The organism is Tunturiibacter gelidiferens, assembly GCF_014201335.1.
Taxonomy (GTDB): domain Bacteria; phylum Acidobacteriota; class Terriglobia; order Terriglobales; family Acidobacteriaceae; genus Edaphobacter; species Edaphobacter lichenicola_E.
This window is the reverse complement of sequence record NZ_JACHEB010000009.1, coordinates 66,190-90,717: the sequence shown is the minus strand read 5'-3', so window position 1 is coordinate 90,717 and position 24,528 is coordinate 66,190. Positions and strand designations below refer to the sequence as shown.

The 24,528-nt window shown below is 56.5% G+C and carries 27 protein-coding genes and 1 pseudogene; 16 read left to right on the top strand and 12 right to left on the bottom strand.

What is annotated here, in order from left to right; all coding sequences use genetic code 11:
- Positions 1-536 precede the first annotated feature (536 nt).
- Together HDF14_RS17880 and HDF14_RS27630 are read right to left on the bottom strand one after the other, a co-directional pair.
- Positions 537-854, bottom strand: coding sequence for an alkaline phosphatase family protein (locus tag HDF14_RS17880; RefSeq protein ID WP_183979329.1), 318 nt, complete (start codon positions 852-854; stop codon positions 537-539).
- Positions 855-1,434: 580 nt separating this feature from the next.
- Positions 1,435-1,656 (bottom strand): alkaline phosphatase family protein, encoded by a 222-nt coding sequence (locus HDF14_RS27630; protein ID WP_183979319.1) that lies wholly within the window; start codon positions 1,654-1,656, stop codon positions 1,435-1,437.
- Positions 1,657-1,830: 174 nt separating this feature from the next.
- Between HDF14_RS27630 and serS the strand changes: the two genes are divergently transcribed.
- The 3 genes from serS to HDF14_RS17860 are packed head-to-tail and all read left to right on the top strand — an operon-like array spanning position 1,831 to position 4,289.
- The gene (serS, locus tag HDF14_RS17870) at positions 1,831-3,159 is read left to right on the top strand and encodes a serine--tRNA ligase (RefSeq protein WP_183979310.1); all 1,329 of its coding nucleotides are present in this window, start codon (positions 1,831-1,833) and stop codon (positions 3,157-3,159) included.
- A 3-nt stretch (positions 3,160-3,162) separates the two neighbouring features.
- Entirely contained in the window at positions 3,163-3,543 is a 381-nt protein-coding gene (locus tag HDF14_RS17865; protein WP_183979308.1) for a hypothetical protein, read from the top strand.
- 44 nt (positions 3,544-3,587) lie between these two features.
- Entirely contained in the window at positions 3,588-4,289 is a 702-nt protein-coding gene (locus tag HDF14_RS17860; RefSeq protein WP_183979306.1) for a LolA family protein, read from the top strand.
- A 44-nt stretch (positions 4,290-4,333) separates the two neighbouring features.
- Here the strand turns inward: HDF14_RS17860 and HDF14_RS17855 are convergent, their stop codons facing one another.
- Complete coding sequence (locus HDF14_RS17855; protein WP_183979304.1) at positions 4,334-5,392, bottom strand: aminopeptidase; 1,059 nt, start codon at positions 5,390-5,392, stop codon at positions 4,334-4,336.
- Positions 5,393-5,882: 490 nt separating this feature from the next.
- Here HDF14_RS17855 and solA point away from each other — a divergent pair, with 490 nt between their 5' ends.
- Positions 5,883-7,046, top strand: coding sequence for an N-methyl-L-tryptophan oxidase (gene solA / locus HDF14_RS17850; protein ID WP_313899616.1), 1,164 nt, complete (start codon positions 5,883-5,885; stop codon positions 7,044-7,046).
- A gap of 4 nt (positions 7,047-7,050) precedes the next feature.
- On the opposite strand, the gene HDF14_RS17845 is transcribed toward solA, so the two are convergent.
- Genes HDF14_RS17845 through HDF14_RS17835 form a run of 3 tightly spaced genes read right to left on the bottom strand, consistent with a single transcriptional unit; the run spans position 7,051 to position 9,982 of the window.
- The gene (locus HDF14_RS17845) at positions 7,051-8,154 is read right to left on the bottom strand and encodes a carboxylate-amine ligase (protein ID WP_183979295.1); all 1,104 of its coding nucleotides are present in this window, start codon (positions 8,152-8,154) and stop codon (positions 7,051-7,053) included.
- A 60-nt stretch (positions 8,155-8,214) separates the two neighbouring features.
- Positions 8,215-9,228, bottom strand: coding sequence for an ATP-grasp domain-containing protein (locus HDF14_RS17840; RefSeq protein WP_313899615.1), 1,014 nt, complete (start codon positions 9,226-9,228; stop codon positions 8,215-8,217).
- A 43-nt stretch (positions 9,229-9,271) separates the two neighbouring features.
- Positions 9,272-9,982 carry an esterase family protein gene (locus tag HDF14_RS17835; RefSeq protein WP_183979293.1) on the bottom strand — a complete coding sequence of 237 codons (711 nt, stop codon included), beginning with the start codon at positions 9,980-9,982 and terminating at the stop codon, positions 9,272-9,274.
- 57 nt (positions 9,983-10,039) lie between these two features.
- Here HDF14_RS17835 and HDF14_RS17830 point away from each other — a divergent pair, with 57 nt between their 5' ends.
- The 4 genes from HDF14_RS17830 (at position 10,040) to rimM (ending at position 12,583) form a co-directional block, all read left to right on the top strand.
- Positions 10,040-10,924, top strand: coding sequence for an alpha/beta hydrolase (locus tag HDF14_RS17830; protein WP_260698370.1), 885 nt, complete (start codon positions 10,040-10,042; stop codon positions 10,922-10,924).
- A gap of 150 nt (positions 10,925-11,074) precedes the next feature.
- Positions 11,075-11,323, top strand: a complete 249-nt coding sequence (rpsP, locus tag HDF14_RS17825; protein ID WP_183761839.1) for a 30S ribosomal protein S16 — start codon at positions 11,075-11,077, stop codon at positions 11,321-11,323.
- 297 nt (positions 11,324-11,620) lie between these two features.
- On the top strand, positions 11,621-11,920 hold the full coding sequence (locus HDF14_RS17820) for a KH domain-containing protein (protein WP_183979291.1): 300 nt from the start codon (positions 11,621-11,623) through the stop codon (positions 11,918-11,920).
- A 51-nt stretch (positions 11,921-11,971) separates the two neighbouring features.
- A complete protein-coding gene (rimM, locus tag HDF14_RS17815) occupies positions 11,972-12,583 on the top strand; it encodes a ribosome maturation factor RimM (protein ID WP_183979289.1) in 612 nt (203 codons plus the stop codon).
- Here the strand turns inward: rimM and HDF14_RS17810 are convergent.
- Positions 12,580-13,479, bottom strand: coding sequence for a hypothetical protein (locus tag HDF14_RS17810; protein ID WP_183979287.1), 900 nt, complete (start codon positions 13,477-13,479; stop codon positions 12,580-12,582). The two genes, rimM and HDF14_RS17810, sit on opposite strands and share 4 nt — an antisense overlap.
- A 164-nt stretch (positions 13,480-13,643) precedes the next feature.
- Between HDF14_RS17810 and trmD the strand changes: the two genes are divergently transcribed.
- The 5 genes from trmD to pdxH all read left to right on the top strand — a co-directional run bounded on the left by trmD (position 13,644) and on the right by pdxH (position 17,170).
- The gene (gene trmD / locus HDF14_RS17805) at positions 13,644-14,459 is read left to right on the top strand and encodes a tRNA (guanosine(37)-N1)-methyltransferase TrmD (RefSeq protein ID WP_183979286.1); all 816 of its coding nucleotides are present in this window, start codon (positions 13,644-13,646) and stop codon (positions 14,457-14,459) included.
- A gap of 104 nt (positions 14,460-14,563) precedes the next feature.
- Positions 14,564-14,923, top strand: coding sequence for a 50S ribosomal protein L19 (gene rplS / locus HDF14_RS17800; RefSeq protein WP_218884516.1), 360 nt, complete (start codon positions 14,564-14,566; stop codon positions 14,921-14,923).
- Positions 14,924-15,010: 87 nt separating this feature from the next.
- Entirely contained in the window at positions 15,011-15,787 is a 777-nt protein-coding gene (locus tag HDF14_RS17795; RefSeq protein WP_183979283.1) for a ribonuclease HII, read from the top strand.
- Entirely contained in the window at positions 15,778-16,506 is a 729-nt protein-coding gene (locus HDF14_RS17790; RefSeq protein WP_183979281.1) for a PIG-L deacetylase family protein, read from the top strand. The genes HDF14_RS17795 and HDF14_RS17790 overlap by 10 nt, the downstream gene beginning before the upstream one ends.
- 52 nt (positions 16,507-16,558) lie before the next feature.
- Positions 16,559-17,170 carry a pyridoxamine 5'-phosphate oxidase gene (gene pdxH, locus HDF14_RS17785; RefSeq protein ID WP_183979279.1) on the top strand — a complete coding sequence of 204 codons (612 nt, stop codon included), beginning with the start codon at positions 16,559-16,561 and terminating at the stop codon, positions 17,168-17,170.
- 15 nt (positions 17,171-17,185) lie between these two features.
- Here pdxH and HDF14_RS17780 read toward each other — a convergent pair whose 3' ends face one another.
- Genes HDF14_RS17780 through HDF14_RS26755 form a run of 3 tightly spaced genes read right to left on the bottom strand, consistent with a single transcriptional unit; the run spans position 17,186 to position 19,899 of the window.
- Positions 17,186-17,767 (bottom strand): cupin, encoded by a 582-nt coding sequence (locus HDF14_RS17780; RefSeq protein ID WP_260698369.1) that lies wholly within the window; start codon positions 17,765-17,767, stop codon positions 17,186-17,188.
- A 30-nt stretch (positions 17,768-17,797) separates the two neighbouring features.
- Positions 17,798-19,789, bottom strand: a complete 1,992-nt coding sequence (locus HDF14_RS17775) for a DUF1800 domain-containing protein (RefSeq protein WP_313899625.1) — start codon at positions 19,787-19,789, stop codon at positions 17,798-17,800.
- A complete protein-coding gene (locus HDF14_RS26755) occupies positions 19,693-19,899 on the bottom strand; it encodes a hypothetical protein (protein WP_260698368.1) in 207 nt (68 codons plus the stop codon). Before HDF14_RS26755 ends, HDF14_RS17775 begins: the two co-directional genes overlap by 97 nt.
- Positions 19,900-20,307: 408 nt before the next feature.
- Here HDF14_RS26755 and HDF14_RS17770 point away from each other — a divergent pair, with 408 nt between their 5' ends.
- The gene (locus HDF14_RS17770) at positions 20,308-20,841 is read left to right on the top strand and encodes a GNAT family N-acetyltransferase (RefSeq protein ID WP_183979275.1); all 534 of its coding nucleotides are present in this window, start codon (positions 20,308-20,310) and stop codon (positions 20,839-20,841) included.
- A 143-nt stretch (positions 20,842-20,984) separates the two neighbouring features.
- On the opposite strand, the gene lepB is transcribed toward HDF14_RS17770, so the two are convergent.
- The gene (lepB, locus tag HDF14_RS17765) at positions 20,985-21,782 is read right to left on the bottom strand and encodes a signal peptidase I (RefSeq protein ID WP_183979273.1); all 798 of its coding nucleotides are present in this window, start codon (positions 21,780-21,782) and stop codon (positions 20,985-20,987) included.
- Between the two features lie 298 nt (positions 21,783-22,080).
- Here lepB and HDF14_RS17760 point away from each other — a divergent pair, with 298 nt between their 5' ends.
- Complete coding sequence (locus HDF14_RS17760; RefSeq protein ID WP_183979270.1) at positions 22,081-22,356, top strand: hypothetical protein; 276 nt, start codon at positions 22,081-22,083, stop codon at positions 22,354-22,356.
- A 544-nt stretch (positions 22,357-22,900) separates the two neighbouring features.
- On the opposite strand, the gene HDF14_RS17755 is transcribed toward HDF14_RS17760, so the two are convergent.
- Positions 22,901-23,608 (bottom strand): sulfite oxidase heme-binding subunit YedZ, encoded by a 708-nt coding sequence (locus HDF14_RS17755; RefSeq protein WP_183979268.1) that lies wholly within the window; start codon positions 23,606-23,608, stop codon positions 22,901-22,903.
- A 119-nt stretch (positions 23,609-23,727) separates the two neighbouring features.
- Between HDF14_RS17755 and HDF14_RS17750 the strand changes: the two are divergent.
- Positions 23,728-24,459 (top strand): annotated as a pseudogene (locus HDF14_RS17750) (YoaK family protein); the annotation flags it as partial.
- Between the last annotated feature and the right edge of the window lie 69 nt (positions 24,460-24,528).

The following is a 24,528-nucleotide window of genomic DNA, read 5'->3' as shown; positions in this document are numbered from 1 at the left end:
ACGCGCTCACTGTCGTGATTCCGTTCTCATACTTAAACAGTGTAGCCGTACCTTGTCGCCCGTAATCATTGGCTGGTCGCAGTGCTTCAGTGAGAGCCCGACCAACATTAGCGAACGGCGCATTAACTCCCAAAACAGACGCAAATGTAGCTGCAATGTCCACCGGGGCGACTTGCTCCCGATACAACCCAGGCAAAACTCCTCCCAAAAGAAACCTAATGGCACATGTCGGTCATAGCTCCAAGGAGAAAAATGCGTCGTCTGTATTCCGGTCGAATATTCCATCTGGTACGCCATCGGGAAGGTCATCACATACCATCCACCGTGATCGGTGTAACTATGCGAAATGAGGCGCCCAAACTCTGTGTTAGGCACCTTTCCTGCCTCAAGATCAACCCGAGTGCGGCTGAAGTAAATCGAGGGATCGGCATCAACGCGGCTCTCTTGGTACATCCGAGTAGCCTCCGGCGTGAGCAGAGTATTTGGAGGCAATGCCGGAGCGCCTAGCTTCTTGACAGCCGCGGGAATCGCGTCGACTACAGCCTGCTCGGCATCCTTTCCGAAACAGTGCCAAAAGCATGGGGATCGAGCGCAAGATAAGGCAGCTCTTGAGTCGGCATAAAATATTGCACGCCTTTGTTCGGAGAGAACCGGGCATTCAAGCTCTCGTCAATCACCGCCGTGAAAGCATCCAAGTCCAGGCGCGCTGAAGCCGCTCCACGCTTAGCGGACTCCGTTGGAATCGGTGCGACTCCATGATCCGCGGTCAGCGCGACCGTCACATTCTGAAAACCAATCTTCTTGTCGAGGTAGCTGAAGAAACTGTCGGGGTCCTGATCCAGGCGGAGGACCATCTAACGTTGAGTGTCAGAATCCGGCCCAAACTGATGTCCTTGTATGTCGTTAGCTGACAGACTGACCGTGAGGACATCGGTCACGCCGTTCTGGCCTATAGACTCTCCCTCGATAAGCGCCCGGAGGAAATCCAGCTCATAACTGTTCGCAGCAGGAGTATGCCTACGAGTGAGTAGAATTGCGTCGTTCCGTCAGGACCTGCCTCTTTTACTGCCTGGGCTATCCTTGAACCTTTGTTGAACGTTGTCGCCCAGTCTGGCAATTTCTGAATGTAATAGGTTGAAGTAACGAAGCGGCCCGATGAGTTGTCGATCCAGAACGCCCCGTTAGCAGACTGTCCGGCCGGCAGAATCCCGCCCGATCTTTTAGCGACACGCCGTACAGCTTTGCCTGCCCCTGCGTCGCAAGTCGAACTTCATCCCCAATAGTCGTCGCAAGCAGATTTACCGGCGAAGACCCAATTCGAGGATCATTTGGAGCAGGCGCCGGAGGAGCTGGGACTGGTAGATCGTCAAAGTTTGCCCACCAAGCGATACCGCTAGTCTTCGACCGACCAAATCACCCGGTCCGTATTACGGCTTAAGTCCCACCACTCATTGCTGCCGATGCCGTGGCCGTCCGTATATCACCTGTCCCAATCGTTGCGTGTCCCGGAGCCGTTTTTGTGTTGGCGTAATCAAAGTAGCAAGAGTTAAAGTAGGCCCCACGCTTCAGAAAGCGATTAAACCCGTTCGTCGTCTTCAACGCATCTCGGTATCGATCGAGATAGTCGCCTCGAAATTGATCGATAACCAGAATCACAATGAGCTTCGGCCTTGCGCGATAGATCCGGCCGCGCCGAAGATAGAGCAATCAGCGAGAAAAACACGATAAAAGGGCAAGAACAGACTTTCGCATCATACGAGGGTAAACGGAAAGTATTGCGGAAAGATTGCAAGGCCTTATCGCCTCGGGAAGACGCTAAAATGAATGGTGATGATTGACCTTGCATTTGTTCGGGCTAACCTGGCCCTTGTAGAAGAGAAGTTGCGTAACCGGGGAATGGATCCTGCCGTCGTACTCGGTAGCTTCGTCGAAGTCGATCGCGCGAGGCGCGAGGCTATCACCCGAGTGGAGACGTTAAAGGCGCAGCGAAACAAGCTGACCGAAGAGATCGCAAAACTCAGACGTGAGGGCGTAGAAACACCTGCGCAAACCGAGCAGACGCGTGCCATGAAATCTGAGACGGAGTCCCTCGAATCCTCTGCCGCAGTTTTAGACGAGCGTTTGAAAGAGATGCTGCAAGCCCTTCCCAATCTGCCTCAAGACGGCGTTCCCATCGGAAAATCAGCCGACGACAATCGGCAAGAAAAGGTCTGGGGCGAGAAGACGATCTTCGACTTCCCCGCAAAGCCTCATTGGGACCTGGGCGAAGCGTTGGGCATCCTCGACTTTGGCCGCGCCGCCAAAATCTCAGGCTCCCGTTTTGTTATTCAATTCGGACAGGGAGCTCGTCTTGAGCGCGCCCTTGCCAACTATATGATCGACCTTCACACTGGCGAACACTGCTATACCGAAGTTCTGCCGCCTTACATGGTCAACTCCAGGTCCCTCTTCGGCACCGGTCAGCTGCCCAAATTCGCCGAAGATCTATTTCATTGCGACGACAAAGGCAGCTACCAGCCAGGCGTATATCAAGAGAGTGATCACTGGCTTATCCCTACAGCAGAGGTCCCCGTCACAAACATCTTCCGCGACGAGACGCTCGACGAATCGCAGCTTCCAATATCTTTTTGCGCCTACACTCCGTGTTTCCGCTCCGAAGCTGGCTCCTACGGCAAGGATGTCCGCGGCATGATCCGTCAGCACCAGTTCCAGAAGGTCGAGTTGGTTAAGTTTGCACGCCCAGAGGACTCTGACGCGGAACACGAACGCCTAACCCGCCATGCTGAGACGGTCCTCGAACGCCTGGGTCTCCCTTATCGACGAATGCTGCTCTGCACAGGGGATATGGGATTTTCCGCTGCTAAGACGTATGACCTCGAGGTGTGGTTACCTGGTCAGCAGCTCTATCGGGAGATCTCTTCCTGCTCTAATTTCGAGTCCTTCCAGGCCCGCCGGGCAAATATCCGCTATCGTCCCACTGGAGCGAAAAAGACCGAATTTCTTCACACCCTGAATGGAAGCGGCCTCGCTGTAGGTCGCACCTACCTCGCAATTCTGGAGACCTATCAGCAGTCTGACGGCACGATTAGAGTCCCAGACGTGTTAGTACCCTATATGAACGGCGACACGGTTATCGGCAAACAACAAGGCAGGAGTTAATTCATGTTCAAGCTGATTCGCAACTACATTTTCTGGGCCTATGAACGAGGAAGTTTCCATTATGACGTCATGGTGACAGCTATTCTGATCTTTATGTTCGTCTCACCTCACTTGATCGACTTCAAGGACAAACCGGTTGAGACCGTTGCTCTCCACGCGAGCGAGGTACTGGTTAGAGAAGCCGGAACGTCGGGGGGCAGCAGCCGTTTTATCTACCAAGTGCGCGCCGATGATATGAGCGGCGCCCGCACCGATCCTGAACGCCGCGCAGCGATCCTGCGCGTGATCGAACCAATATCAGGCGAAGTATCACTTGAGCGGTACGAGCCCGTTCGTGACATACAGGGCAAAATCATTGCGTACAACGCGTGGGTGCTCCGCTAAATTTCTGACGCTTATCGCATATCATTTTTGGGAGCACCTCACCTATGACCACTATCAGCCGTGTCGTTGCATCACTTCTCTTTTCGATAGTTGCTTTGGGTCCCACACCTTCCGCCGTTGCGCAGCCCAAGGCCGGCCACCTGGACGAAGTTCTTCGACAGATGGATGCGGCGACCCTGAGGTTCCAGTCCGCTGAAGCCAGCTTTCAGTGGGATCTCTACGAGAAGGTCGTGCAACAAACGACCACGCAAAAAGGGACAATCTACTTCAAAAAGGAAAACGGAAAAACTGTGATGGGGGCCAAAATTACTTCGCCCTCCACCAAGATTCTGGAATATCGCAATGGGACGCTAACTCTCTTCGATCCTGGCACCGACCATGAGACGATCATTACTCCGAAAGGAAACCAGGCGCAGATGGAGAGCTTTCTTACTCTTGGGTTTGGTGGGAGTGGCAAGGAGATGGCGAAAGCATGGACCATTTCTGATTTAGGGGACGAGATGTTGAATGGGGTGCAGACGGCCAAGTTGGACCTGGTCCCGAAAGACCCATCGGTCCGCAATAATTGCACGCATATGACAATCTGGGTGGACCCAACTCGCGGTATTACCTTAAAGCAAAGCTTCTATATGCCGTCGGAGGACTATCGAACCGCAGTTTACTCCGATGTCAAATATAACCAAGGCGTCGACACCAAGGCCTATCAATTCAAAGCCGATAGCAAGACCACAGTAGATTCGCACTAAAGATTTTGAATACCGAACGTACCACGGGGCTGGTCTGGGTTTGGCTAAGCGTCGAGGAGAAACTCGCCGTCGCGCATGATCTGCTCTTCGCCTTGGGCGTCACCTAGCCAGATGCTGAACTCGAGACCGACTACATCGATATGAGTGGAGGACTTCCAGGGCGCTCCCGTGTGGGCGCCGTAGGGATCTCCGAAGGCGATGTGAATGCCGGGGAACTTTTCGTCCTGGAGGATGTTGCCAATGACGCGGTCGACGCCGATGTTGGTACCAATAGCAAATTCACCGACTCGATCGGAGTTTTCGTCGGTGTGGGTGTAGGCCCAAAAGTCGCGCTCAAGCGCTTTGTTCTCGCTTGAGACGCGAGTGATGCGGTTGCCTTCGATGTTGATGGTGAGGGGGTGGGCGCGGAGGATGCCGTAGCGGGCGCAGAGAAAGTCGCCGACTACTCCGTCGACGACAAAGACACCGTTGACCTCGCCGGGAGCGGTAAAGCATTCGCCGCCGGGGAGGTTGCCCCACTTTTCAGTGCTGATGATGCCGGAGGTCTTGAACCAGCGGTATTCGGGGTTTAGTTGAGCGTGGATGTCGGTGCCTGCGGGGGTTGTGGCACGGACGTAGGTGGCGGCGCGAACCTTGTCGAGGACGGCCTGGGATAGGCGATCAATGGCGAGGAAGTCGGCGCGCATGCCCTGGGTCATGATCTCTGGGGTGATATTGACCATGTGGGCGTGACGCATGCGACGGCGGTTGACTACGTCGGTCATCTGCATGCGGCTGTGCAATTCGTTCGGCTGAACCTCGACCGCGAAGATGCTGACCTGGGACGATTCCATGTCTTCGAGGATCGCGGCTGGAAGGTCGACGAGGGGGCGCGGAGCCAGGGCTTCGAGTACGAAGGCGTTCCAGGTGCAACCGATGCGATCAAGTTCGGAGACGAGGGAGGCCGCGATGGTGAGGCAGCGCTCGTCCGTGATGAGAGTGACTTTTTCGTTGGGCTGAATACGGAGACAGGTGGTGACGGCGTTGCGGGCGCCGGGGATAAACTCGGCGGGAAATGCGGTAGTGCGGAGGTCTGGTGCTGCCTGCGTTGCTTGATCAACCATGAGTGCTGCCTTCCGGGTAAAACTTCTTTCTAAGATACTTGTTACTGAAACGTTACAGGAGAAAAAGGAGGCGATTGTGATCGCTGCGGTACCCCTCCCCTCGGTCATTTTGTGCTAAAGTCTTCGATCCTTGAGAGTTAGGTCTGGACTTCCCTTTTTCCCACAAGTGTAAAGTCCTAAAACTACAACTACTCTGGCATGGCTCTCGGTAGAGTCTTCCTCTTATTGAGGTTGTTGACCAAACAGAAAACCCCGACACTCACAGGTCGGGGTTTCTCTTGGGCCTGTTTTAATTATATCGGGTTTGGCGGGGTATTGTGCCATGCGAATCTGCTTGTCTGGCGCGGTGATTTGCGGTTTTGGGGCTTGACAGGTTTTGTCCCAAAGGAAACGCGCCTGCAAAAAGGCGGTCGATGAGACAAAAGATCCTTCTGACCAAATATCGTAGAGAAGGAGACCTTGGGTGCCTTAATCCTTAGTCTGTTGCACCGTGGAGGCGAGGCTGGAACGCACATTTGACGCTATCGTTGTCGGCCTCGGCGCTATGGGAAGCGCCACGGCATACCAGCTATCTAAGCGAGGCGCCAAGGTGTTGGGGCTGGAGGCCTTTACTCCGGCTCATGACAAGGGATCGTCACACGGGGAGTCGCGCATTATCCGGCAGGCGTACTTCGAAGACCCTGCCTATGTTCCGCTCGTCTTAAGGGCATATGAGCTTTGGGATCAGTTGCAAGAAGAAAGCAACGAAGACCTCTTGACCATCACTGGCGGCGTTGCTATTGGACCGACGAAAGGAGCGCTGGTGGCAGGCTGCTTGAGAAGCGCGAAACAGTACGGTCTCGGGCACGCCCTAATCGACGCCAAAGAGATGCAACGTCGCTTTCCGCAGTTTGCCCTGACAGAGGACGAAGTAGCTTTCTACGAAGAGAAGGCGGGGTACCTCAAGCCTGAGGAATGTATCCGGCAGCATCTGCGCGGTGCATCCAAGCGTGGTGCAGATCTACGTTTCGAAGAACCAGTGCTTTCGTGGACAGCTTCTCAAGAAGGTGACGGTGTAAGCGTTACAACGGAAAAGGAGACTTACAATGCCAAGTCCCTGGTGATTTCTGTTGGTCCGTGGTTCGCGGAGCTGGTGTCCGACGTTTCGATGCCGGTCGTCGTCTCACGCAGGGTGCTGTTCTGGCTTAAGCCTCTTTACGAATCTTCCAACTTTGATCGTGGAGTGTTCCCGATCTTCCTTTGGGAGCCTGAGGGATCTCCGTTGTTCTATGGCCTTCCACGAATAAGCGAAGATGGGAGTCCAAAGGTGGGGATTCATTCTGGTAACGAGACATGCACTCCATCGACAATCGATCGGCGCATAAATCCGCGTGATGAATCAGCAATCAGATCTGCTATCGGGACTAGAATTCCCTCGCTCAACGGAGAGGTTTCTCATGCAACGACTTGCATGTATACGATGACGCCTGACGAACACTTCATTGTCGATACGCACCCTGATCATCCGCAGGTGATCCTTGCTGCCGGATTCTCCGGTCATGGTTTCAAATTTTCTTCCGTAGTGGGAGAGATTCTTTGCGATCTCGCAATGGCACGAGAGACTTCAACGGATATCCGCATCTTCTCAGGTTCCCGATTTCGCAAGCGTGGATAGGTTCTTAGAGGCCGGCGCGGGTTTCGGCGGCCATGTAGTCGACGACGGATTTTAGGCTACCGGTTTCGCGGAAGACCTTGAGCTGGCGGTCGGCGCCGCTGCCCTGCGCGAGCATGGTGTGGATGTAGTTGATCTCGGTACGGCTGCCTAGTTCGTCGAGAACGTCGTCGATGAAGGCGAGGTACTCAAGGATGAGTTCGCGGACAGGGACCTCGGTTTGTTTGCCGAAGTCGATCATCTTGCCGTCGATGCCGTAGCGGACGGCGCGGAATTTGTTCTCCATCAAAAGGGCGCGGGAGTACTGGCGGTAGTCGACGTTGCGAGAGTGGAGGTGCCAGAGCTTGCAGGCGGTGGCCTGGATGAGCGCGGCGATGGCGATGGACTCCTGCGCGCGGAGGGGGATGTCGCAGATGCGAACTTCGACGGTGTCAAAGAAGGGATGGGGGCGAACGTCCCACCAGATTTTTTTGGCGTTGTCGATGGAGTTCGTCTTGATAAGGAGGTTTACGTAGCTCTCGAACTCGGAGTAGCTCGAGAAACTGTCGGGGAGGTTGGTGCGAGGAAAGTTTTCGAAAACCTTGGCGCGGTAACTTTTGTAGCCAGTCTCCATGCCCAGCCAGAAGGGGGAGTTCGTGGAGAGCGCCAGGATGTGGGGGAGGAAGTAGCGGAGCGAGTTCATGATGCGGATGGCGGCTTCGCGGTCTTCGATGCCGACGTGGACGTGGAGACCGAAGATAAGATTGGCGCGGGCGACGAGTTGAAGGTCTTCGACGACTTGCGCGTAGCGCGGATCAGGGTAGATCTCCTGCACGCGCCAGTCGGCGAAGGGGTGCGTGGCGCCGGCGATGAGGAGTAGGTCGTGCTCTTCGGCGAGGGCGATCATGTTGCGGCGCAGATCGAAGAGGTCTTCCTGGGCGACCTGGATGTTGCTGCAGACGCGCGTGCCGACCTCGATGACGGATTGATGCATCTCGGCTTTGACACGCTCCTCGAGGCGGAGCTTGCCTTTAGCGAGCATCTCGGTGGCGATGTGCGAGCGCAGATCCCGGGTCTCCGGATCGACTGTCTGGTACTCCTCTTCGATGCCTAGCGTGAAGGATGGCCGCATATACTCTCCCCTTACCGTTGTGAGTCAGAAGAGTACCACTGCTTTCAGGCGCGACGAAAACTAGGCTTCTTTTTTGGTCTTCTTTTTTTCGGTTTTTTTCGGTGCGGGCGTTGCTGGTGGTTTCAGCGTCATTTTTTTGGTTGAGGGCGCGAGGAAGGCGGACCAACTCAGCTCATGTTTGATTTTGTTGGAGGATTGCGCCTTCTTTACCGCTAGCTTTGATACTTTGTCGACGATCCACTCGAAGCTTTCCTTGCCTACGGAGTGGAGGTCGGCATCGGGCGCGGGATTCATGAAATCGATGGCGTAGGGGATGCCGTCTTCTACGGCGAACTCTACGGTGTTGAGGTCGTAGCCGAGGGCCTTGCAGAGAGTGAGAGCATCTTTTTCGACGCGCTTGAGGAGTTTCTTGTCGTACTCGGGCGGGTCGAGGACGTAGCGTTGCTCGTGCGGGCGGCGTGGATCGTAGGGCATGATGCGGACGTCCGATTGGCCGACGACGTAGCAGCGGAAGTACTCCTTGAAGTTGACTGCGGCCTGGAGAGTCATGCAGAGGTCGCGGGTCTGGTCGTAGGCGTGGAAGAACTCGTCGCGATTGTGGACGTGGAAGACGTCGCGCCAGCCGCCGCCATCGTGGGGTTTGAGAAAGGCGGGAAAGCCGACGTAGTCGAAGATGCTGTCCCAGTCGAGGGGAAACTGCAGGTTGCGGAGCGAGCGCTCGTTGATTTGCGGCGGAAATTTTTTGTGGGGGAGGAGGACGGTTTTGGGTACGGCTACGCCTAGTTTTGACGCGAGGGCGTAGTTGAAGAACTTGTCGTCGGCTGACCACCAGAAGGGATTGTTGATGATCTGAGTGCCGGTGAGGGCCGCGTTTTTAAGGAAGGCGCGGTAGAAGGGCATGTCGTGCGAGATGCGATCGACGATGACGGCATAGCCGGAGGGTGCGGCCATGTGTACGCCGCCGACGCAGACGAACTCAGCCTGAATGCCTTCGATCTCCATCGCGTTGATGCGATCAACGAGCGCGCCGGGAAAGGTATTTTCCATTCCGAACAGAACACCAATCTTCTTCACTGAATCCTCCATGCAGGGGTTTGGGAGAGGTTTGCCCGGTGACCTAGAGATAGGTTTGCAGCATTCTCTGCCACCAGGGCCAGTCGTGGCCTGTGTTGTCGCCCCATACATCGAGACGGCAAGGGATGCTTTTGTTGCGGAAGATCTGCGCCATGCGTTCGTTGTCGTTCCAACACTGGTCGTGAACGCCGGTGGCGAGGATGTAGTTGTTACGGCGGTAACGATCGAGATACCACGAGTCGCTGATGTTGGGGAGGTAATGCATGGGGATGTTGAAGTAACAATCGTCGTCGTAGTAACCGCGGAGAAAGTTGGAGGGGTCGAAGGATCCGCTCATGGAGAGCATCGCAGTGAAGATATCGGGATGCCGGAGCGCAGCGTTCAGGGCATGGTAGCCGCCAAAGCTAGTGCCGATGGCACCAAGGCCGGAGTATTGATTTTGCTGACGAACGAGAGGGACGACCTCGTTCATGATGTATTGCTCGTACTGCACCTGGCGGGCGATGCGCCAGCGGGGCGGCACGTCGCGGTTATACCAGCTTTCGCTGTCGACTGAGTCGACGCAATAGAACTGGAGGTGGCCGTGTTCGAGCTTGTCCTGAACGGTGCTGACCATATGACGGTCTTCAAATTCGTAGAAGCGGCCGCAGGAGGTGGGGAAGACGACGGCTGGATAGCCTGCGTGCCCGAAGATCAGCAGTTCCATGTCGCGACCGAGGGACGGTGAGAACCATTTGTGGTATTCGCGTTTCATCGGGCTCCCTCTGCTAGTCTGATGCAATCGTAGTTTATTGGAGCGAGTTCTTTCGCATTGAAACAATCATCGCAATCTCATTTCATTCCTGCGCTTACGACCGTTGAGCGCGAGCCTGTAGCCGCCTTCTTGCCCGAAGAGGCGATGACCGAGCATATCGCAGACGATCTGGATTCTAATCCGAGATATAGCGTACGTAAGTTTCATTCGGAGATTTTGCCGGATGATCGAGTCGTTTCGGTCTATCTGCCGCCGCAATACTTGGAGCAGGAGGACCGGCGCTTCCCTGTCTTCTATTTACATGATGGGCAGAATCTGTTCGACGGACGTACCTCGTACATTGCCGGACGAACTTGGAACGCGCATACGACGGCGGACGAGCTGAGTCTCAACGGCGAGATGGAACCAGTGATCCTCGTCGGCGTTGCAAATACGGGACTTCGCCGGACGGCGGAATATACGCCGACGCGGGACCTCAAGGTGGGCGGGGGCGAAGGGCGAAGCTATGGTCGGCTGCTGGTGGAGGAGTTGAAGCCGCTGATTGACCGCACTTATCGCACGATGAGCGATGCGAGGAACACAGGGTTGGGAGGGTCTTCACTTGGAGGGTTGGTCTCGCTGTATCTGGGATTTATCTATCCGGAGGTGTTTGGCAAACTGGCGGTGATGTCGCCTTCGCTCTGGTGGGATCAGCGCAGCGTCTTCAACGTGGTTGATCAGACACGGCCGAGGCCTATGCTGCGCATCTGGCTGGACATCGGCACGGCGGAGGGGGTGCGACATGTGCGGGATGCGGACCATTTGGAACGGCAGTTGATCAAGCGGGGTTGGCAGTCGGGTGTCGACCTTGCTTATATGAAGGCGGACGGGGCGGTTCACGATGAAAACGCGTGGTCGGAGCGATTTGGGGACGTTTTGCGATTTCTTTTCCCACCAGATTGAGGAAGTTTGCGCTTCTTCGTTGCGAAAAGGCGCGTTTTCGGCCATACTTAGATGTTGGGTAATGTATCTAAAGTCCCTGTCCAAAATAAGATCGACAGCGTGGCTATATCACCCAAACCAAAAATGTTCTGAAAGGCATTGCCCGTGTTGATGATTCGTTTGGCGCGCGTTGGAGCGCGTAAGCAGCCACATTACCGCATCGTTGTTATTGAGAAGGACCGCGCCCGTAATGGCCGTTCGGTCGAAGTGGTAGGTACCTATAATCCGCGCACCAACCCTGCAACGGTTGATTTGAAGCGCGACCGCATCGACTACTGGACCGGGAATGGAGCACAGTTGTCGGAACGCGTGGGCAAGTTGATGGCACAGAAGCCGGCAGAGGCAGTCGCTGCAGCGTAAGAGTTACCTGGTCGATGCTATCTTTGGGAATGCGGTAACGGTTCCCAAAGATAGCTGGCACAATAGGTTCCTAGGAGCGCGTCGCGAGCACCTTTCACGTAGACTCCTTGGTATTGCACAGTCGAAATGCAGTGGCCTTGCAAAGCAGCGGGCCCGGGGGATTATAACCCCGGACCTCTTGCGACCGGTGTATCGTTCGTTGCAGCATCTCCTGGAAGATCTCGCAGTAGCAGTAGACGAGACAAAGGGAAAGTGCTAGAACGCTACTTCGTGACTCCCAGACCCAGAAGGTGTGCGATGACCCAGGCAACTCAGTTTCCTGCAGGGAACAACCCTGTAAAAAACATGACCGACCTTGTAGCGGAGATAGCCCGTGCCTTGGTGGACGACCCAGACAGCGTATCGGTCGAGGCCGTAGAAGATGGTGAGTGCACCGCGATTCGCTTGCGGGTCGCTGCCAGCGATGTTGGTAAAGTAATCGGAAAACAAGGTCGAACAGCACGTTCCATGCGAACAATTCTCAGCGCAGCCAGCATGAAGGTGAAGCACCGATTCTCGCTCGACATCGTGGAAGAGGATTCACCCTCTGCCCCCTAGGGCTCAGTACAGCTTGCGGCGTCTGGGCTATCGCAACTCCGATTTTGCCCTATGACGCAAACCACTCCAACTTGGATTGTGTTGGCACATCTGCTTCGACCCCAGGGTCGTAAGGGTGAGGTGCTCGCGGAGTTGTTTACCGATTTCCCGGAACGCTTCGAGAAGCAGACGAGAGTCTTTCTTGCCCCTTCGGGCTTCTCGGGAGAGGAGTCGGCTGCACGTGCCGCGGAAGTTGTGGGCTTCTGGCTGCCCGTTGGCAAAAACGAGGGGCGAGTCGTACTGCAGTTGGCGGGCATCGAAACGATCTCGGACGCGGAGACGGTGGCCGGGTTGGATGTGCTTGTGCCACGCGAGGAGCGGCTTCCACTTGACGATGACTCGGTTTACATCAGCGAGTTGATTGGCTGTACGGTGTACGACGGAACAACGGCAGTGGGTGTGGTCGGAGATGTTCAGTTTGCTACGACCGCGGACGGGGCGCGCCGGCTCACCGACGCTGCGCCGCTGCTGGAGGTAGAGTCTGCTGCGGGGGATGAGATTCTTATTCCGTTTGTGAAGGCTTTCCTGGTCGCTGTGAATACAGAGTCGAAACGAATCGAGATGAAGCTGCCTGAAGGATTGGTGGAGATTAACCGAACAGCGACTGGCCACAGTAAGGACTAAAAGTGATAGGCGACACCTAACGAGAGGATCGGATAGACAGGGATTCTCTTCAGGTCTTCGTTTAAGGTATGGACCTCCTGCTTTAAACTTGCCTGAGATTCGCGGTCGTTGGCGAAGTTGCCGCAGCCTTGAGAATTACACGCCGTACCGGCGAGTCCGACGTTGATGGTCGCGGGGCCCGTGTATGCAACGCCAAATTCGACCGGCACCGAGAAGTGGCGACTATCGCGAGGCAAGACGTTACCGAATCCCAGCATCAGAAGAGGGCAAAGGTTGTGGGGATAGGCGTAGGACATTGAGCCACTGACCGGGTCGTTCACGCTGTTGACGTAAGTTTGGTCGCCCAGGCTGAAGCTTTGGCCCGCGGAAACCGACAGCAAAGCGGACGCAGTGTTTCTCATGTAAAGAATACCGGGGCTTACGTGGAAACTGCCGCCAGTTGGGAACCAGTCGAGTGTGGTCTGCGAGGACTTGAGGTGGAGGTGGGTATCATAGCTCACGCCGTCGACATTGAAAGGGTCTCCGAATGTCAGAAAGTTGACGCCGGAACGAAGATTGAACCTCTGGGCGAGGGGTGTTGCAAATTCGGCGCCCACTCCTAGGGTATTGGCCTTGATACCAAATGCAACGGTGCGAAAGGGTTTTTGGGACGGCGGTTGCCTAATGACTTTGGGAGCAGGGACTATACGGATGTATCCTTCCATGCTGGAAGATTCACCGGTTAGGTTTACAGATTCTGCGGAGAGAAAGCGGTTGCTGTCTGGAGGGGAAGAGAAATCGTTCTGTAAAGAAACTGTTTTGGCTGAGTCCCACGGGTGCTGCCTTTGGGCTTTCGCTATTAGGTTAAAAGATGTTGGCAGCAGGATCAGTACAACCGCTAATTTTCGGTTCAGCATTGTCGAGGCTCTTTCTGCTCAGCTTGAGGCCTGACGAACGGGATGAAAGATAATCATCCACACCATGAGTTTCGCCTAGAATTGCCGCGCGACTGTACAACTTCGAAGTGATATCGTGCAATCAAGAGAGTCAGACACAAGGAGTCACACCGCACTTATCGTCTATGCGCTTCGACATCATCACGATCTTTCCCGATTTTTTTGCCGGCCCGTTTGACTACGGAATTCTGAAGCGCGCTCGCACGACCGGCCTGGTGCAGACTGAGACACATGACCTGCGCAGCTTCACGCACGATCGCCATCGGACGGTGGACGATCGGCCGTTTGGTGGCGGTGAAGGAATGGTGTTGAAAGCGCAGCCGATCTATGAGGCGATGCAGTCGTTGAAGATCTCTCCAAAGATGGACCGGGACAGAAGCAAAGAGACGGTGATTCTGCTTTCGGCGCAGGGGCAGCCGTTCACCCAGTCGCTGGCTCACGAGCTTTCGGGGACGGAACGAGTCGTCATTTTGTGTGGGCGATATGAGGGTGTCGATGAGCGAGTGAACGAGTTGTTCTGCGACCGCGAGATTTCGATTGGGGATTACGTTCTGTCGGGCGGGGAGTTGGCGGCGGCGGTCATTGTCGACGCTGTGGTGCGGCTATTGCCGGGGGCGCTGGGAAATCCTGACTCGTCGCGATTTGAGAGCTTTGGGGCAGACGAGGTCGTGGATTCTGCCGACTCTACGGATGGACCGCCGCGGTCGACCTACGGTGCGGGAGGGTTGCTGGACTATCCGCACTACACTCGGCCGGCGGAGTTTATGGGGGTGAGCATCCCGGAGGCGCTGTCGGGGGGCAATCATGAGGCGATTCGGCGCTGGCGGCGAAGAATGGCGCTGAAGAAGACTCTGGAGAACCGCCCAGACTTGCTGGAGAGGATCGAGATCACTGATGAGGATCGCGAAATTCTGGCTGAACTGCGAGCATACAAAGAATGAGGCGCATACGGCGGTTGTGACCGCGTTTCTTGAGCAGTTTTCGACCCGGAAATTGTAGATTTCGTGTACACTAAAGGTCGAGTCCAACATAGGAAAGTTGTGTCATGTCCATTCATCCGATTATGCAGAAGCTGGCCGCCAAGTTCGAGCGGACCGATTTACCCGCGTTCGCCCCTGGCGATACAGTTCGAGTTCAAGTAAAGATTCGCGAAGGCGAAAAAGAGCGTCTGCAGGCGTTTGAGGGCATGGTGATTGCCTGCCGTAAGGGCGCACAGGGATCGTTCACGGTTCGCAAGATGAGCTTCGGCCAGGGCGTCGAGCGCATCTTCCCGTACAACTCGAAGGTCGTCGACAAGGTCGAGAAGGTTCGCTCCTACGAAGTTCGCCGTTCGAAGCTGTTCTACCTGCGCGGTCTGCGCGGCAAGGCTGCTCGTCTGCGCGAGGTTGAGCGCGCCGCCAAGTAAGTATTCAGTTCCCTGTTTTCCACTGAGCCACGACTTCGGTCGTGGCTTCGTCGTGCGTGATGAATATACACTCGAATCTTGAAGAGCATGGCTTCGAAACCCACCACACGTGTGTCGAAAACAGTGACGGCGGCTACTGCAAAACAGCGATTGCTGAAGCAACTGATTTGCAGCGATGCACCGGAACAGGCTCTGCGATACTACGGCTTTCAACGGATTGCCGGGGTGGATGAGGTGGGGCGTGGGGCGCTGTTTGGTCCGGTGGTAGCGGCAGCGGTGATCCTGCCGGAGAGCCTGGATGAGTTGGCGAACGCGGGGCTAAAAGATTCTAAACAGCTGACACGGGAAGAGCGCGAGTCGCTCGATCAGCAGATACGTGGGATGGCGCTGGCGGTCTGCGTGGCAGAGGTCGATGCAGAGACGATCGATCGGGTGAATATCTATCAGGCGACACGGATGGCGATGCTGGCCGCAGTGCAGGGATTGGCGCTGGTTCCAGATCATCTGCTGATCGATGCTATGCGCGTGGATCATCCGTGCCGGCAGACGAAGCTGATCTATGGAGATGCGCTGAGCCTCTCGATTGCGGCGGCTTCGGTGATCGCAAAGGTGCATCGGGATGCGTTGATGCGGGAGCTGGATGCTGTGCATCCGGGATACGGGCTGGCTTCGCATAAAGGATACGGGACGCCAGAGCATAGGCGGGCGTTGGCTGAGATTGGGCCTTGCGCGTTGCACAGGAGGAGCTTCGCGCCAGTACGCGGAGTTGATCCTGATGCTGCGCTCGAAGAAGAGGCGTCGGTAGAGCTTCTGTTTGAAGATGCTGATCTCGATGAAGGCCTGGGGGAAGCTGAGTGGGCTTGAGGCTGATGTGCGTGGTGGCGCATCCGGACGATGAGTGCTACGCCTTTGGTGGAGCGTTGGCATTGGCTGCGGATCGAGGGGTTGAGACTTACGTGATTTGCCTGACGGATGGTCAGGCAGCGACGAATCGAGGCGATGCTGCGAGTGGGGAAGCTCTCGGAAAGGTGCGGCGAAAGGAGTTTCGTGCTTCGTGCGATGTGCTGGGTGTGACGCGGCATGAGCTGATGGATTATCAGGACGGGCACTTGGAGTTTGTTCAGTTCTCACAAGCAGCCGAGAGGCTGGTAGAACGAATGCGGCGGTTCAAGCCGGACGTTGTGACTACCTTCGGTGGTGACGGAGGACAGAATACTCACGCAGATCACATGATGACTTCGATGCTTACGACGGCGGCGTTTCACTGGTCGGGGCAGCCGAAACGGTATCCGAATGCTGGAGAGGCGCATAAGGCAGCTAGGCTGTATTACGTGACTGCGAATTTTCTGATGCCTGACCGACAGCCCGCCATGGTGATGCCCTGGACGGTGACGCTGGATATCCGCTCGGTACGGGAACGGAAGACCGAGGCATTTCGGAAACACTTATCGCAGGCTCCGCTGATGGAAAAGACAAAGGGTATCTTTGAGCGATATGGAGCTGAGGAGTTCTATGCCCTGGCAGCGACCGCTGAGCCGCAGGCAGCTCGGTTAGGAACAGACTTGTTCGACGGGTTGAGCTAAGATTTGCATTTTACTTTGCTAGTGGAAGCGGGCAGGATCAGATTACCGGGTCATGGGTGAGGTTGTGATGGAGGCAAACGGACTCGAATCGGCGCGTGATCCGATTGCGTTGTTCCAACGGTGGCTGAAGGACGCTGAGGGTGGGGAGCTTAATGATCCGAGTGCGGTGGCTTTGGCTACTTCTACGCTCGATGGCATCCCCAGCGTGCGAATGGTGTTGATGAAGGGAGCGGACAACGACGGATTCCGCTTCTACACGAACGTTGACAGCCAAAAGGGAACGGAGTTGGGCGAGAATCCGCGGGCGGCGATGTGCTTTCACTGGAAGTCGCTAAGGCGGCAGGTACGAGTGTCAGGGACGGTGACGGAGTTGCCCGCTGGGGATGTGGATGAGTACTTTCATAGCCGTTCGCGCTTGAGTCAGCTAGGGGCAGCGGCTTCGCAGCAGAGTCGAGTGTTGGCTTCGCGAGAGGTACTGGAGTCTCGCGTGACGGAGTTGGAAGTGAAGTTTCCGGGCGAAATTCCACGGCCGGAGTATTGGCGAGGATATTTGTTGCGGCCCGAGCGAGTTGAGTTTTGGAAAGATGGCGCTGGGCGGTTGCACGACCGTTTTCTGTTTTCGCGCAATGGCGACGCGTGGCGTAAGGAGCGGCTGTTTCCTTAGGCTAAGCGATGAGGATCAGATCCAGAGTTTGGGAAGCGGGCCGGTGGGACCGGTGAGCGGATCGGATTGCGGGAAGCGAACTCTGCGCATGCTGGCAAGGGTCTCGGGACTTGCTGCACTGCGGCAAATGTCCCAGTGCTCGTTCTCTGGATAGGCGCCGATTACGAGGAAGTCGGCGGCGGCTGAGATGCGACAGTGGCCGGTGCCGGTAGGCAGGACGAGGACGTCGCCTGCGTGAACTGTGACGGTTTCTCCGTTCTCACCGCCCAACATCAGGTCTGCGTGGCCAGCAGCGAAGCCAAGAACCTCGTGCGCTGTGGAGTGGTAGTGGTGGAAGGAGTAGACGCCGTTGCGCCACTGTGGCGGCCATCTGTTGGTGGTAAAGATACGCTCCATTTCGGCGGCGAGATCGGCGATTGGTGGCAGAGCGCTTCGATACAGAAGGACGGGCAGAGGACTGTTCGGCATCCAGCCGTTGGGTTTGAGGTGAAGCTGTTGTGGAGTAGATGGAGAGTTGTTCTCGGGCTTCGAGGCAAGGGCTTGGCTGCTGCCCAGACTTGCCGCTACGAGTGAGGCAGCGAATTTTCTGCGATCCATTCGACTCATATTTATTTGATGACTCTTCTCTCAGCGAAGTTGGAATTCGGGGCTGCCCATAACCAGTGCGGTGAGCAGGTTTAGGGTGTCGGTGGAGTTGGTCGTGAAAAGCTGATCGATCTGTTTCCCGATAAGCTGATTGGTTTGTGCGGATACGTTGGCTCCGATGAGGGTCGACTCGAGAACGCGAAGGGCGCTGCTCTGGCCGGCTGAACCGGGGGGCGCTTGATCGGGCTGATTAGCCGTCGGCTCGGAGGTAAGGAGGGCCTCGGAGAAGTTCGCACGGTTGGATTTTTCTTTCGCAGATAATTCTGGGGTTTGCGAGGAGGGTGGTTGAGAGAGGAGGCCCAGTGCGAGAACGTGCGCGGCGTCGAACTTCTGGTTGGCTAGCTTGCCTTCGATGAGTGAGTAAGAAAAGTTTAGGCGGATGACCAGGGCGGAGGAGTTCATCCAGTGATCGGCGGTGATGTAGTAGCCGGTGGGTGGGAGGGCGTAGTAGAGGGGCATGCCCATCGCCTTGAGGGTTTCGACCAGCGCGCCCGGGTTGACGGGATTGGTGTCGGTGGTGCGGAAGGCTGAGGCTACGAACTCCATCGGGGTTTTGAGTTTGTTGCGGAAGTATTTTTTCGAGTTGAACTCGGGCGACTGGACGAGGGTGCGGAGGATGGCTTTGATGTCACAGTCGGTGGAGAGGTAGGTGGCGGCCATGCGATCTACAAGTTCGGTTGGCGGTTCGTCGGCCACGAATCGCTGGGCTAATTTGTAACTGATGAAGTGCGCGGTGCGCGGGTCGGCGGCGAGGATCGTCAGGGCTTGGATTCCCTCTTTCAAGCCTGCCTGCGTGTTGGCGGGAGAGCCTGGTTGCGCTGTTGTTTCAGAGGAGATGGTGTGGCCTCGCCATTGCTTGGGGCCGGGTTCGTGTTTTTTGTAGTCGTAGAGGAAGGCGCCGGCCTGGTTGGGGCGCTCGACGGTCCAGCCGGTGAGGATGGCGGCGAGGGTGGTGACGTCGGCCTGGGTGTAGCCGCCGTTGACGCCCAGGGTGTGGAGTTCCATGACTTCCCTGCCGTAGTTCTCGTTGAGGCCTTTGTTGCCCCTGTTGGATTTGGGATTGGCGGGATTGACGCCGTTGGCCAGGGAGTCGGGGCCTATGGATAGCCAGTTGTCGAGGTAGATCATCATGGCCGGGCTGGAGGAGGTCGCGAGGAGCAGGTCGCGGAACTTGCCGAGAGCGTGTTTGCGGATGGCGTCGCGCTCATAGCTGGTGGTGTACCAAGTATCGGAGTCTTTGCCGATGTAGATGTTGAAGTGATTGAACCAGAAGTCGGCCATGACCTCCTGGAGCTGGCGCTCGCTGAGGATGGCGCGGAGGACCTTGGCTTCGGAGAGCTCATTGATGATGTTTTTTGGGGTGCCGATGTTCGCGGCCATGCCGGTGAAGATCTCGCGTTCGCGAGGGCTGAAGTCGGCGAGGAGGAGATTTTTCTGGTCGCCTGCAACGTAGGTGGTGAAGGCGACGCGGTCGGGGACCGGTAGCTTGATGAGGGTGGACATTCGCTGATTTTTGGGGAGGGCGAAGAGTTCCCCGGCGATGCGGGAGGCGGTTTCCTGGTCGGTTTTCTTTTGGGCGGCGGCTTCGGCGTCGGTGGGTGGGGGGAGGTTAGGCTTGCCGTCTGCGTTGAGTTTGTGGAGGTCCTGATCTTTGTAGAATTTGGCGACCTGGACTTCGAACATGGAGATGAGGAGGGGGTCGTTGGGATAGGGGCGGCGGCCCTCGGCGATCTGTTCGATGGTGAAGCGGTCGGGGAAGAGTTGGAGGGCTTGCTCGGGCTGGAGGTTGAGGGTGGTGTAGTCGGCGAGGCGGTGGTCGAGTGCTGTGTCGGGGATGCTGGCGGGGTTGAGTTGCTGCTCGAACCACTTGTCAGGGCCTAGGGCGAGGACTTTTTCGAGGTCGCCGGGGCGGGGCCGAAGGTGAAGCGGTTGAGGAGTTGCTGGGCTCGTTCCTGCTGGGTGAGTAGGGCGGATTTTGCGGGGATTTGGGACTTGAGTTTTGCGGGCTTGGTGGTGGTTCTGGTCTGGGGATGCGCTGGGGCGGCGATCGATAGAGCCACGAGGATGGGCAAGAACCTTCGCATGAACGCCTCTGGCGGGTTAGACCTGTCCTGCGGTTTGAAGTTGCGTTTTGACCTGTGGAGGGTACCCCCCTCCCCCTCAAGGGCATTTTGGGCGTAAGGTGTTCTATTTCATTGGCTTACAGGCATAGGGCCCCTGTAAAATATTGGGAATAAATGGGTTACGCACAAAATACTTGTTATCAGTGGGTTAGCTTCTGCCTCTTGGTGGAGACCTATTGGGGCCTTTAGCACCTGTATTAAGTATAGCTAGCGAAGGGTAACTCATACGCCACGCGAATGTGCTGGATTGGCGCGGGTTTCGTGGGTTGGGGGCTTGACAGCTTTTTCGGCGCAAGGGAGACGTGATGGGAGTGCTGCTCTTTGAGCAAATCGGTTGATCGTCTGGTGGGTGGAGGTTATTGTGAGCGCATGAGTGAGATTCGAGTGGCGACGGTGCAGGATGCGGGCGCGATTGCGCGTGTGCATGTGGAGAGCTGGCAGACGACATATGCGGGCATCGTGCCTGAGGATTATCTGGCCAATCTGGATGTCGTGCAGCGCGAGGCTTCGTGGCGGGAGTGGCTGACTTTTGATGTGGATGTGTTCGTTGCGGAGGTGGATGGTGAGGTGGTGGGGTTTGTCGGCGGCGGGGCTATCCGTGAGCCTGTGGAGGGGTTCGATGCGGAGTTGTTTGCGATCTACCTGCTGCGCGAGGCGCAGCGGCGTGGGATTGGGATGGCTTTGTTGAAGAGGCTGGCTGGGTCGTTGGGGGAGAGAGGGTTCGGGAGCATGGTGGCCTGGGTGCTTGAAGACAACTCTTCTGGTGGATTTTACTCGCGGTCGGGTGGTGTACGGGTGGCCTCTAAGGAGATGGAGGTGGGTGGGGTGATGCTTCCGGTGGTGGCTTATGGATGGACAGATCTCGGGATGATAGGGGCGGGTGTTGCTCGTGGGTCAGTTTGAACTCCAGGGAAAACCAAAGTTTCTCATAACCCGTTTTTCGTGCACTGGGATTAGGCGTTGGTCATTCGAGCGCCTTGATCAGACCGATCTTGTGGCCGCGTCCCGGACTGTTACAACGATCGCATCCCCGAGTGAAAGGCAGTCTAGTTCACCCGGTGGAAGGTCCGGCTCCAGCGGGTCTCGTCAAAGAAGTGGAGCGCGGTGTGGAGTGTGGAACTGGCTCTTTCTGACGGGGAAGTTTTGTACAAATCGTCCTCGGGTGTTTCGAAAGACCAGTAGACGAAAAGTGGACGGCCGATCAGGTTGGCTCGGGGGACCAGACCCCAGTAGCGGCCATCGTAGCTATTGCTACGGTTGTCGCCCATGACGAAGTACATGCCGGATGGAACAACGAGGTCTTCACCCTGGATGTGGTCGAGGAGGTCAAGCGACCACTCGGCGGTGACTGCGCGTCCTTTTGCTGGTGAGATAGCGGGGAATTCGTCGTTGTAGGGATCGTAATTGGCCGGGGTGGGCTTGGATGCGTACGGCTCGTCCAGGGAGACGCCGTTGCGGTAAACGATGCCGCCGCGAAGGTGGATGCGATCGCCAGGGATACCAATGACGCGCTTAACCAGAATATCGTGCTGCCCCTTGGGATTAGGTGCCGGGCGGAAGAAAACGACGGGTTCGTCACGCCGCAGTTCGCGGTACGGGATGAGGTTCGTCCAAGAGGTAGCGGGCGCCAGGGTTGCGCGCTCTACGATTACGTGGTCGCCAACGAGTAGGGTGCTGGCCATGGAAGAGGACGGAATGACGAAGTTTTGAAGTACGAAGCCCATGACAAAGGACCAGATGATGAGCATGCTTGTGATGGAAGCCAGCCCTTCAAGATGAGTCTCTTCGCGAGGCTGGCGCTTATTGCCCTGTCGGGCGCTGGGTTGTTTCTTCTGTATCACCATGACGCTTTATTGTAGCCGTGAACTGGTTGTCCATTCACGATAGCGCCGAGAAACTGCGTTTCGCAGCTTAGGGACGTGCCTATGGGGTAGTGAGCGAAATGCCGAGGCGCGTGCAGAGTTTCGATACAGTCGGCGGACGGCTCTCCTTGATCGACACAGCTTTGGGTTTACCAAAAGACAAAGCATTGGTAGCCAAAGGGTCGCATCGCAGCCACGCCTACACCAATTGAGATTACTGATCGTTGCGTATTCTCCTCTCGGTTCCGACGCATCATAATGACAATAATCAGGAGGATTTATGCATACATTCTCTCTCCATTTGCGTCACGAATCTCCAGACGGTCCATGGATCGCCTCATGCCCCGTTCAAGCCGATCTGGAGGGCTTTAGCGGACTGACACGTAGCTTCGCCAGCGAAGGAGCAATGGCAATCGCTCTCGAGGCTGCCGGCGTAAAAATTGATCGGTCGAGAGAGGCTTTGGACGAAGTCCATAACGGCCAGGCTTCGTCCCTAGAAATTAGCCAGAATGAGGCACAGAAGCTCGGCATTCTTCACACCGATTCGCCGGAGTAGCCCGACCTCGTGGCTCTCTGTAGGATCACTTTTCCGTCTGAGCAGCAACCCCTATCGCCAAGGATAGTCAAGGTAGGAGACTGTTCATAAGAGACGAAGTGCCTCGAAAGTCGGGTTATCGGCAAATTCAGCCATTCACTGCAAACTGACCCACTACGCGCGTGTTTGATGGCAGGCTTCGTGGTGATTTGTGGTGAGTTGGTGGTTCTTTGCGGTCATGTGCGAGGTTTGGTCGAAGGCCAAACAGCAGTGACAAGGACAACAGCAGATGCCCTGCGGGGATGACAACCAGAAAGGCAACTGCAAAAGCAAAGGCGAATGCGGGGTCTCTGCGCTGCTCTGCTCACGGTGAGACTGTGAACAGCTTCGGTCGAGATGACTATTTCTTGTGTAGGACAAAGTACAACGGCACTGTGGAGACAAGGGCAACAGCAGTTGCGGCAACAGCAGGCCCGACAACAGCAGGCCCGACAACAGCAGATCTTCTTCGGGGATGACAACAAGAAAGACAAATGCAATTGCAAAAACAAACTCACGTCCGAGGCTAGACGGAGGTGGGGCGGGCGGGGATGGGGGTGGTTTTTTTGAGGCGCTTCATTGCGGTGTAGGCTACGCGGGCGAGAAGGAGGATGGTGAGGACGACGGTGACCCTCCACGGGGTGTTGCCTGCTTTGACTTGCCACCAGAAGTGGATGATGCCCGCGACGGCGGCGACATAGACGAGGCGGTGGAGGCGCTGCCAGTTTTTGCCGCCCATGGCTCGCATGATGAAGGCGGGTGAGGTGCAGGCGAGGGCGAGCAGGAGGAGCCATGCGAAGAGGCCTACCTGGATGAAGCGGCGCTTGAGGACATCTTCAACCATGCCGGGCCAGATGAGCTTCCATTGGGTGACAAGGACGCTGGGGTGGCCTGCGCGGATGCCGTCAAGAGCTGTGGTGAGGTCGTAGCCGGAGAAGAGGAAGATGTAGGTCGCGAGATGGAGCGTGGCGTAGAAGAACGAATAGAGGCCGATGAGGCGGCGGAAACGGACGAGGAAGCCGAGGCGGGTGGCGAAGCGGCGGATGGGAGTGATGGCCAGGGAGGCGAAGAGGATGTAGAGGGTCCAGTCGCCGGTGAAGTGGGTGATGAAGTTTACTGGGTCTGCGTTGAGGGCGAGCGCGCCTGAGGTGTAGAAGTGCCAGAGCCATGCGAGTGGGGCGAGGCAGAGGAGGTGGATCAGGACTTTGAGGAGGATGAGGGCGCGCTTCAACATTGTTGGGGTTAGTTTAGCTGGGGTTGTCGGATGGGATGCGCGTCGGAGATTTGAGTTAGAGCGATGGCGCTGAGTTTGTGGGTGAGGGAAACTTTGCGATGATAGAGGCGGATGGTGCAATGCCAGTTCTTTATCTTCGCAGATTGACGGGGAGTCAACGGAGCCAGAAGGCGAATCGTCAGCTGGCGCACTTTCTGGCGTTTATCGCGGGTGCGGCGAACGCTGGAGGATATGTCGCGGTGAAGCAGTACACGTCGCACATGTCCGGGATCGTGTCGGCGATGGCGGATGCGACGGCAACACAGGATGTGGGATGGCTGGCGGCGGGGATGAGTGCTCTGCTGGCGTTTCTGGCGGGCGCGGCGACCACGGCGATTCTGGTGAACTGGGGACGAAGACGGGATTTGAATAGCGAGTATGCGCTGCCGATGATGGTGGAGGCGGGACTGCTGTTGTGTTTTGGATTGATGGGCAGCCACCTGGCTCGGCATGAGTGGTTTGTGGTGCCGATGACGGTGGCGCTGCTGTGCTTCACGATGGGAGTTCAGAATGCGATTATCACGAAGATCTCTCAGGCTGAGATACGGACGACGCATGTGACGGGGATGGTGACCGATATTGGGATTGAGCTGGGGAAGGCGCTCTACTGGAATCGGCGGAGCGACGATGCGGAGAGCGCGGTGCGGGCAGACCTGAACAAGCTTTGGCTGTTGACTTCTCTGGTTGGGCTTTTCTTTGTCGGCGGGGTGGTGGGGGCGGTTGGATTTCGGCTGGCTGGATTCGTTGCGACGCTGCCGTTAGCCGTGGTGTTGATGATGCTCGCGATTGTTCCGGTGATTGATGATCTTAGGGATCTGCGATTGGGTGATGCTTAACCGCTGGTTACAGGTACGAGTGGGACGGGGGCAACAGCAGATCCC